The 9,333-nt window shown below is 61.2% G+C and carries 8 protein-coding genes and 1 pseudogene; 3 read left to right on the top strand and 6 right to left on the bottom strand.

Going from position 1 to position 9,333, the window contains the following annotated elements:
- Nucleotides 1-227 precede the first annotated feature (227 nt).
- Nucleotides 228-1,130 (top strand): MipA/OmpV family protein, encoded by a 903-nt coding sequence (locus FK527_RS16880; protein ID WP_144735819.1) that lies wholly within the window; start codon nt 228-230, stop codon nt 1,128-1,130.
- A gap of 75 nt (nt 1,131-1,205) precedes the next feature.
- On the opposite strand, the gene mutS is transcribed toward FK527_RS16880, so the two are convergent.
- The gene (mutS, locus tag FK527_RS16885) at nt 1,206-3,848 is read right to left on the bottom strand and encodes a DNA mismatch repair protein MutS (RefSeq protein WP_425460461.1); all 2,643 of its coding nucleotides are present in this window, start codon (nt 3,846-3,848) and stop codon (nt 1,206-1,208) included.
- A gap of 129 nt (nt 3,849-3,977) precedes the next feature.
- Nucleotides 3,978-4,169 (bottom strand): hypothetical protein, encoded by a 192-nt coding sequence (locus FK527_RS16890; protein WP_144735823.1) that lies wholly within the window; start codon nt 4,167-4,169, stop codon nt 3,978-3,980.
- A gap of 9 nt (nt 4,170-4,178) precedes the next feature.
- Between FK527_RS16890 and FK527_RS16895 the strand changes: the two genes are divergently transcribed.
- Nucleotides 4,179-5,780 carry a tyrosine-type recombinase/integrase gene (locus FK527_RS16895; RefSeq protein ID WP_186298472.1) on the top strand — a complete coding sequence of 534 codons (1,602 nt, stop codon included), beginning with the start codon at nt 4,179-4,181 and terminating at the stop codon, nt 5,778-5,780.
- Nucleotides 5,781-5,899: 119 nt separating this feature from the next.
- On the top strand, nt 5,900-6,517 hold the full coding sequence (locus FK527_RS16900) for a helix-turn-helix domain-containing protein (RefSeq protein WP_144735827.1): 618 nt from the start codon (nt 5,900-5,902) through the stop codon (nt 6,515-6,517).
- A gap of 9 nt (nt 6,518-6,526) precedes the next feature.
- On the opposite strand, the gene FK527_RS16905 is transcribed toward FK527_RS16900, so the two are convergent.
- The 4 genes and pseudogenes from FK527_RS16905 to FK527_RS16920 all read right to left on the bottom strand — a co-directional run.
- A complete protein-coding gene (locus FK527_RS16905) occupies nt 6,527-7,912 on the bottom strand; it encodes an AAA family ATPase (RefSeq protein WP_144735829.1) in 1,386 nt (461 codons plus the stop codon).
- The gene (locus FK527_RS16910; protein ID WP_144735831.1) at nt 7,909-8,190 is read right to left on the bottom strand and encodes a hypothetical protein; all 282 of its coding nucleotides are present in this window, start codon (nt 8,188-8,190) and stop codon (nt 7,909-7,911) included. Before FK527_RS16910 ends, FK527_RS16905 begins: the two co-directional genes overlap by 4 nt.
- A gap of 392 nt (nt 8,191-8,582) precedes the next feature.
- Complete coding sequence (locus FK527_RS16915; RefSeq protein WP_144735833.1) at nt 8,583-8,858, bottom strand: hypothetical protein; 276 nt, start codon at nt 8,856-8,858, stop codon at nt 8,583-8,585.
- 343 nt (nt 8,859-9,201) lie between these two features.
- Nucleotides 9,202-9,333 (bottom strand): annotated as a pseudogene (locus FK527_RS16920) (IS481 family transposase); the annotation flags it as partial.

The following is a 9,333-nucleotide window of genomic DNA, read 5'->3' on the forward strand; positions in this document are numbered from 1 at the left end:
TCGACCCGTTGCACCTAAGCTGCTGCCTATCAGCCGCTTGTGTCGCTTCTCCCTGGCCTGCCTTCAGGCTCATTCTTCCTTGGAATCACGGGGCGGGCTTCAGGCTCATACCTCGTTGGATAAGACTACTCCTCAGCCGCGACCAAACTGCCTCGCCAGTCGCCTCGCCATCATCCCGCGTCCTAATGAACAATCTGGGTTCACCGCAGGCATCGATAATGCGCCATATGTCGCTTTTACCAACTCGACCCACCTGCTGCTTTGCCTGCGCAAGCGCACTGCTTGCGGGCTGCGCCTTGCCGGCCTGGGCGCAGGAGGGCCCGCAGGACGCCCTGGCTGCGCCTGCCCCACCTGCAGAAGCCGCCCCAGCTGCTGCAAGGTCCTCTGCCACGCCAACGCACTTCGTGGCGGGCCTGCTGGTTTCATCCAGCCCCAAATACGCGGGTGGTGAAGGGCGATCCACCAGCCTGCGTCCGGCCTGGGCCATAGAGCATGGACGTTTCCGGCTGAGTACGGCGCGCGGCAGCGCCATCATGGGCCACGGGCTCGCGGCCGTCGATATCGGCTCGGGTGTGAGCGCCGCCCTGATCGATCAAGACCGCTGGCGCCTGCGTGCCAGCCTGCTCGTCGACAACGGCCGCGACGAGGGCGACGGTCCGCGGCTGGTGGGGCTGCCGAAAGTGCGCTCTACGCTGCGCGCGCGCCTGGGTCTGGGTTATGCGATCACGCAACGCTGGGGGCTGGGGCTGAGCGTGGCGCAAGACATCCTGGATCGTGCGGGCGGCGCCCAATGGTCTGCCAGCATGGGCTACACCATGCCCGTCACACAGCAAACCTCACTGAACTTCGGCGTAGGCGCCGGCTGGGGCGACAAAACCTTTATGCGCACCCATTACGGCGTGCCCGCCTCGGCGGCCCCGCGCAGCCCCTTGCCCACTTTTGCGCCCGATGCGGGTTTTTACAGCATCGATGCCGGGATAGACGCCATGACCGCGCTCCACCACTCCTGGGTGCTGTTCGGCGGACTGCACGTGGCCCAGTTGCAGGGTGATGCGCGGCGCAGCCCGATCACCGTGCGTCCGACGAGCTTTTCCGCTTCGATCGGGCTCGCGTACCGCTGCTGCCGCTGAAGGCTTTGGCTACGCCCGCCGCCCCCACCATACGCGCCGTCTCAGCAGCTGCGCTGCGGCAAGGCAGGGAAACATTCACTGCTGACCAAGCCGCTTGAGCCGGTACAGCGCCTCGAGCGCCTCGCGCGGGCTCAGGGCGTCGGGGTCCAGGGTGGCAAGCGCCTCCTCGACCGCGCTCGGCGCGGCCAGCGCACTTTCGGGCTCGGGCGGCGGGGCGAACAAATCGACCTGCAATTGCCCGGCGCGTGCACGTTCTTCGAGCGCGGCGAGCGTGTGGCGCGCGTGCTGCAGCACGGCGGCCGGCATGCCCGCGAGCTTGGCGACCTGGATGCCGTAGCTGCGGCTCGCCGGGCCGGGCTGGATCTCGTGCAAAAACACAATATCGCTGCCCGACTCGGCCGCGCTCACGTGCACGTTCACGGCGTGGCGCGCACGCGCGGGCAGCTCGGTGAGCTCGAAGTAATGCGTGGCGAACAGCGTAAAGGCGCGCGTCTTGTCGTGCAGGTGCGTGGCTATGCCGCTGGCGAGCGCCAGGCCGTCGAAGGTGCTGGTGCCGCGCCCGATTTCGTCCATCAACACCAGGCTGTGCGGCGTGGCGCTGTGCAAAATTTGCGCGGCTTCGGTCATCTCGAGCATGAAGGTCGATTGCGCGTTCGCGAGGTCGTCGGCCGCGCCTATGCGCGTGTGGATCGCGTCGATCGGCCCGAGACGGCAGGCGCGCGCGGGCACGTAGCTGCCCATGCTCGCGAGCAGCACGATCAGCGCCACCTGGCGCATGTAGGTGGACTTGCCGCCCATGTTGGGGCCGGTGATGATTTGCATGCGCGTATTCGCGTTCAGGCGTGTGTGGTTCGCGATGAAGGCGCCGCGCGAGGTTTCGGCCAGCCGCGCCTCGACCACCGGGTGGCGCCCGGCTTCGATCTCTATGCAGGGCTCGGGCGCGAACTGCGGCGCGCACCAATCGAGCGTGAGCGAGCGCTCGGCCAGCGCGCACAGCACGTCGAGCGCAGCCAGCGCCTGCGCGAGCCGCGTGAGCGCGCTCACATGCGGCTGGAGCTGCTCGAGCAGCTGCTCGTACAGCCATTTTTCGCGCGCCAGCGCACGCTCCTGCGCCGACAACGCCTTGTCCTCGAAGGCTTTGAGCTCGGGCGTGATGAAACGCTCGGCATTTTTGAGCGTCTGGCGGCGGCGATAGTCCGCGGGCACGCGCTCCAGGTAGCTGCCCGTGACCTCGATGTAAAACCCGTGCACCTTGTTGAACTGCACGCGCAGGTTCGGGATGCCGGTGCGCGCTTTTTCGCGCCCTTCGAGGTCGAGCAAAAAGTCGTCACAGCCGGTTTGGATCGCGCGCAACTCGTCGAGCTCGGCGTCGAACCCCGCCGCGATCACGCCGCCGTCGCGCACCAGCGCGGCAGGCTCGGGCGCGATCGCGCGGGCAAGCAAATCGACGCAAGCCGCGGGCGGCTGCAGCGCCGCAACAATTTGCATCAAATACGGCTCTCGTGCAGGTATATCAAGCGCTAGCAGCTCTGTTTTTTGAAGCGTCCTGCCCAGCGCCAGCAACTCGCGCGGGCGCACCTGGCGCAAGGCGATGCGCGCCGTGATGCGCTCCACGTCGCTCACGCCCTGCAGCGCGGTGCGCAATGCTTTCCAGGCGCCATCACCGCCGAGCCCGGTGCCCGTTTCTGCGCCCGTTTCTGCGCCCATCCCTGCCGCCAAGTCTGCGCCCCCCCGCAAAGCCGTGATCGCTGCGAGGCGCTCGCGCGCTGCGCTGCGTTCGCGCTGCGGCGTGAGCAGCCAGGTCTTGAGCAGGCGGCTGCCCATGCCCGTGCAGCAGGTGTCGAGCAGCGAAAACAGCGTGGGTGCATCGTCGCCGCGCAGCGTCTTGACCAGCTCCAGATTGCGCCGCGTGGCCGGCGGCAGGGCGATCAGCGCATCGTCACGCTGCACCTGCACGCCGTGGATATGGCTCAGCGCCCGGCCCTGCGTGTGCTCGGCGTAGGCCAGCAAGGCAGCCGCGGCCGCGTGCGCAAGCGGCAGGTCTTGCGCATTCCAGGCGTGCAGATTCGCCGCGCCCAGCACTTCGCGCAGCTTGCGCTCGCCCAAAGCGCCGTCGAACTGCCAGTCGGGCCGCGGGCTCAAGGGGCAGGCCAGCGTGCCGCTCTGGCGCAGCGCCTGCAATTGGTTTTCGAACGCCGTGCTGCAGCCCGCGCTGTAAATCAGCTCGCTCGGCGCGACGCGCGCAAGCCAGCCCGCAAGCGCTGGCTCCGTGCATTCGGCCAGATGCACGAGCCCCTGCGTGACGCTCGCCCACGCCAGCCCATAGCGCCCGCGCGGCCCCTGGTGCAGCGCGAGCAAGAACGCCTCGGCCTTGTCGGGCAGCAGTTCGGCATCGGTCAAAGTGCCGGGCGTTACCACGCGCACCACCTTGCGCTCCACGGGCCCCTTGCTGCTCGCCGGATCGCCCACCTGTTCGCAAATGGCCGCCGACTCCCCGAGCCGGATCAGCCGCGCCAGGTAATTTTCGAGCGCATGAAACGGCACCCCCGCCATAGGAATCGGCTGCCCCGCCGAGTGCCCGCGCTGCGTCAGCGTGATGTCGAGCAGGCGCGCGGCCTTTTCCGCGTCGGCGTAAAACAGCTCGTAAAAATCGCCCATGCGGTAGAGCAGCAGCGTGTCCGGGTACTGGGCCTTGAGGGCCAGGTACTGCTGCATCATGGGGGTGTGATTTTCCAGCTCCTTCATCCCTTCAGATGGAAGCTTGCTTGCACCGCCATGATCGTCTTTTTTCTTTGTCATTCAAATACTTATCGAAACTCCGCTGTCTTCGATCACCATCACCTGCCGTCAATCGCCATCATCTGTCGGCAGCAGTAATGGGGAGCAGATGGGGATGATTGTCTGCGACTGCCCGATGTGGTAGATTTTAGTCCCCGACTCAATAATAAATTCAATAAAATCAATGACTTGAATAAAAAAATCAGTCCCCAACGACAGCTTCAGCAGTTCTGAAATCCATTGGCCATGCAGAAAGACCAAGATTCCTTCGTGTCCGAACCTTCTGGTGTCCCGTCCAGCGAGTACAAGGACAAGGATCGCAATCCGTCATGGCGGGCAGAGTTGAACGACAACTACTGCAAGCTCAGGAGACTTGAGCAGCCTCCCAAGGGTTACGACGAAAAGGGCAAATTGGTCTTCGCGGCAAAGCCTGTCGCATCTCCGCAACCCTACATCTTATGGGACGTCTCCAGAGACGCTCCGCCCGGCTTTGGATTGAAGGTGGGTAGGAAGAAGGTGTACATCCTGCGCCGGAAGGTCATGGGCAGGTCGATGCTTGCCACCGTTGGAAATTTCGCTGACTTCAACCGCATCCAAGACGCCCGAGCAAAAGCGGCAGAGCTGGCCCGCACGATGATCGAGACGGGCCAGAACCCCAACACCTTGGCTCGGCAGGTCAATGCTGCTGAGGTAACACTGCGCCAGGTGATGGCCGCTTATCGTGAGCACTGGACCACGCGGACACAAAAGCCGGCCGCACGTGAGTCCTTGAAGGTCTTCGACCGGGTGGCGCGCCAGCACGATGCTTGGGGCTGGGCGGATCGCAAGGTGCGAGAAATCGACGACAACGAGATCATCAAGAAGTTCTTGGAGACTCACAAAGCGACCCCGACCGCGACAGAGCAGGCGTTCCGTTGGCCCACCCGGGCGATCGACTGGTTCATTGAGAACGAGAAAATCAGAGCCGATGCGCAGGACCGCGAGCCCGCGCTCAAGGGCAACCCTTTCAAGACGCTGGCCCTCAACGGCTACTACCGCTCCAAAGAGCAAATCGAGCAGGAGCGGCACGAGAAAGGCAAGCGTAATCCCCTGCGGCCCTCTGCGGACCTGGGGCCATTTCTCGAAGCATGCTGGTCTAAGCGCCTCATTAACGACAACATGACCGGCATCCACTACCTAATGCTTATGTTGCTCTGGGGTTGCCGCAAGAGCGAACACGCGGGCCTTGTGTGGGGTGAGTTGCTGGATGAGCTTGGCGAGACTGGTAAAGGGCGGCGCTCAACCAGCCATGTCTGGCTCAAAGATCATCCGGATTGGGGGCCATACGTCTTTTTCTATAAGACAAAGAACGGCCGCTCGCATCGGTTGCCGATCACGCCGATGGTCTTGGAGTTGTTAAGGCAGCGCCAGCGCTGCGCTGCAGATGAGGCCATCCGCCGTGGCTTCCATGCAAAGTCCCGACCATTCGTATTTCCCGCGCGCAGCAGGTTTTCAAAGACGGGGCATTACATGGATGCGACCGACCTGCTCGACGACCTGCGCGAAGAGATCGGTTTGGAAAAGCTCAACCGGCACGACCTGCGTCGCTCTTTCGGCGCGGTGATGACTTCGCTGGGCATCGACGAGGTGATCAAAAGTCGCTTCCTTAACCATGCCCGCGCAAACGTGACGGATACCTATACGCAGGCAGAGTGGCAGTTGCTGCGGGAATCGATGGTGAAGATCGAACAAGCGATCCTCTCCAAAGCCCCGAACGTGTACAACGCCCTCAAGCCAGCGGATTGGCCGCCACTTCCTGCGCCTGCACCGCATGTCTGCCGTCCACCGAAACCCCGAACGGGACGACCGCGCAAGATCGGCAATCATCAGTGATGATGCTCAGACTGATGGTCCCGATTAATCACCCCTCCGACTCAGGGCTCGGAGTGCGCCTATCATTTACCTCGTACGAAATTCATGCGGCATGCCCGTGTAAGCAGACGATTCAAAACATGCTGCAAAGGCAGAAAGTTTCGGAGATTTATATCGTGGCTCGCAAAGATAAGGAAACGCTGATTCGAGATTTGGAAGTTCTCAGGGCACTTCATCTTTTGCCAGATCTTGCCGCTCTGACACCTGAGGAGGCCGCTGTTCTGTTGCGTGTGTCCTCAACGACGTTGGAGCGTCTGAGGAGAGGCAACTCAGGCCCTGCTTACATACAGGGCGGCACGAAGGGAGCGAAAGGCACAAATCAAAAGATCACCTACTTCAAAGCAGATCTTATTGCATATCAGCAAAGCCTGAAGGTCCAAAGCAGTATGTCTGCCGCTGTACGAAAAGGACAGGCCTTCCTCGTTCCATACGCGAAGCCCATACCAAAGCGGTCAAATTTTGACCTCGTCACGAAGCGCCCCTTCTATATGATGAGCGGCGAATTGGAGGTTTTTCGATGCGTATTGAATGTGCCAATGTCCGAATTCATCGATAATCTTGGGCAATTCAGGATTGCTTGGTTAAACCCGGTTCATGCTGCGATGTTGAGTTGGGGGGATTCGGGTTCAAAGGCGATTTACGTTGAAGAGATTCAGGGTGCTCTTGAGCAGACCATGAAAATCTTGAAGTCAATGTGACTTTTGTCCTCAGACGAACCCCATCGACAGTTTCGTTTGCGTGCGAAACAGCGTGGTCAGGTCGTCCAGCACGAGGTAGTTCCGCCCCGCTGACATGGCCGCTCCGACCGCCAACTCAAGCCGGACCTTCAACGTCCTTGGCGTCTGATCTCCGATCAGCGGCGCCAACTCCCGAGGCAGGCGTGTCTGGAAGTGAATTCCTAACTCCCGAACGGTCGACTCCAACATCCGTTGGGCAATGCCGAACATCGCATTCCCACTGGGTGGCTCAATCTCGTAAACCAGAACCCTGCTGAGGATGGGATCCGGAATACGGCGGATGTCGTTCGCGGTCAGGATCCATCTAACCAGAGAGGCATCGAAGACGATGCCTGGCAGCGCCTGGTCTTCAAATACACGCGCGGTTTCCTCCTCAAGCACGGTGTAAAGCGGACCCATTGGGTCGTACCGATCGGAGGAGACTTTGTCGATCTCGTCCAACACAACCACGGGGTCTGCACATGGTGGGTTGCCCTGAATACCGAAGGCTATCGCAGTGAACAATTGGCCTGGTTGAGAGTTGGACCAAAAGGTGCTGCTGCCTGCCAAGGCGGCCCCGTTGGTTGCGCTGGCCATGTCAATGCTCAGGCATCCCGTACCCAGCAACTCCGACAAGCGGCGCGCGAACGCGGTCTTGCCCACCCCTGGAGGTCCTACCAGCAAGATCGGAGGCATGCGGACACGCCGGGCGCCGGCGGCGATCAAGCTGAGATGCGGCTGCACCACCTGATCCACCACCGTGGCAAATGCCGGAAACTCACCCCGCAGTGTTCCAAGATCCCGGAGCCATGAATGGTCCGGTTGACTCCTCGGGCGCTTGGTGCCGTAGGCCAGGAGCTTCTTCAGCGCCATCTGCATCTTCTGGCGGGATTCACCATCGATCGGTAGTTGCTGAATCAGCGCTGCCGTATCGGCCAGCCCCGGATCAAACACTTGCACCGTGCTGCGATCCACTCCGTCTTCGATCAGCGATCGCACGAACGCTTCCACGGATGCCTCCCCCTCCGCATCCGTTCCCATGCCCGTTCCTGCTTCGGTACTTGGCTTCAACGTCTCGGCTTGGCGATGAGCCTCTGGCTGAGCGGACTTGGGGATCCAAGGAAACATGAACCCCATGCTCCGAACCAAAGGCAGCAGAGACTGCCTTTCGCGCCGGGACAGTGCCGGGGTCGTGTGCACTTTGACTCCCAGCCAGAACGGACCCTTATGCAGCTCAAGGGCAAACAAGGCTCGGCGACCGCTCAGGTGAATGGCCAGACTGACGGCCAGCACCTGATAGGCCTCGAGCGCCAAAGCATCATCCCCATCCGGGACGACCACCGACAGCTCCGGAAACCGAGGGATTGGCAGCTTCATCGTTGCGCTCCTTGCAGTGGTCCAACGACCAAGGGAACGCAAGCGCCGGCGCACAGAATCAAAACGCTCGCCACCAGAACCTCCCGGGATCCGCCAGCCAGGGCGTAGATCACGGTGCCCAGGCAGGCGATCACGTTGAGGGCGTGCGACTGCCAAGGCAAATGCCGCAGCAGGGCGGTGAAGGTGGGGTAGCGAAGCCCTTCTTCAACGCAGAGAGCCGCGCGCAGGGCACTGACGGCGCCAAGGCATACCGCCAAAGAATCAAGGATCGGGGACACAAAAACTCCTGAAGCTGATTTCAACTGGGAAAGCCATGCCGTGATGGCAAAGATCCAAGCAAAAATTCAGATCAGGGTCTTATGAAATGAAAAACGGCAAGTTCGACCAGGTCGACACGAATCAACCCCTGGTGTTGCTGAGACACCTTGGATGGGTTGAAAGACGTGACGCTTTGATTCATGTCCGAAATCGTACGCAAGCGAAGGCTGGATGTCGAATGCCTTGTGGTGACCAGGCCGCGTTGTAATTTGCCCCGCCATGGACATTCATGTAGGCCAACTGCAAGGACCACCTTTCGATGGGAAGTGGTGACGGTGTCGTCTGTCACAACGCTTGCTCGACTCTGTGGACCGACAAACAGTGCCCTCGCACCAACCTCCACCCCCACGCTTCAAGAATCCACAGCTTGTTTCAGAAGTCGAAGCGCGTCGCGGAGTTGGGACTGGAGCTGGGCGGTCTTCCTTCGTTCGGCGACCAGCGCTTCCACTAGGTCGTTGTGTTCTGCCACCAATGCGTTGTATGCCTCCACGGACACTCCCCGATGGACTTCGGGTTGCCAATGGTAGTAGCTCGACAGCGGACGCTGCGGTGCGGTCAGGCGGTTTAACCCCGCCTGCAGCCCCGCCATTCCGAGCTCGACGCCCTGCATTGCATTCAAGTAGCCCATCGATGAATCTCCAGAATCTATTGGACGGCCAAAGTGGCCGAATGATCGGCCTCTTTGGTCCTCTAATCGGTCCATCCGGCACAACGAAAGGACGAACCAATTCGTTGATCGGCCGCAGGTGTACATCAATTGGCCACAAACGTCAAAAATTGACAGCAACAGTCGACTGGCCGTGTTGTCAAGCTTCGGATAACAGCAAAGCGGGTCGGAAAAGGAGGGGTATTGACCAGTGAGGCATACGGTCAGATGCATGTGACGTACCGGTTCAACCGAATACTCCGTACCTCAAAACCCGAGGGGTTTGTACCCCGCCTGATGACTCGGCGGGGTGGTGGTGAACCCTTCAGTAACTGTCCAGTCCCGGACGATCATAAGGCCGCCGATGGAACAAATGAGGGTATGAATCGTACCACCCACTCATAGCCTGCATAGGCGTCTTGCTCTGCAGGGCTGATTGGGGCAAGTGGTGGTTGTA

Origin of the sequence: Extensimonas perlucida (genome assembly GCF_007655255.1) — a bacterium.
In the GTDB taxonomy this organism is placed as follows: domain Bacteria; phylum Pseudomonadota; class Gammaproteobacteria; order Burkholderiales; family Burkholderiaceae_C; genus Extensimonas; species Extensimonas perlucida.

Coding starts and splice junctions, on each gene's coding strand:
- FK527_RS16880 (WP_144735819.1), top strand. CDS start 228: ATGTCGCTTTTACCAACTCGACCCACCTGCTGCTTTGCCTGCGCAAGC.
- mutS (WP_425460461.1), bottom strand. CDS start 3,848: ATGATGCAGCAGTACCTGGCCCTCAAGGCCCAGTACCCGGACACGCTG.
- FK527_RS16900 (WP_144735827.1), top strand. CDS start 5,900: ATGCTGCAAAGGCAGAAAGTTTCGGAGATTTATATCGTGGCTCGCAAA.
- FK527_RS16905 (WP_144735829.1), bottom strand. CDS start 7,912: ATGAAGCTGCCAATCCCTCGGTTTCCGGAGCTGTCGGTGGTCGTCCCG.
- FK527_RS16915 (WP_144735833.1), bottom strand. CDS start 8,858: ATGGGCTACTTGAATGCAATGCAGGGCGTCGAGCTCGGAATGGCGGGG.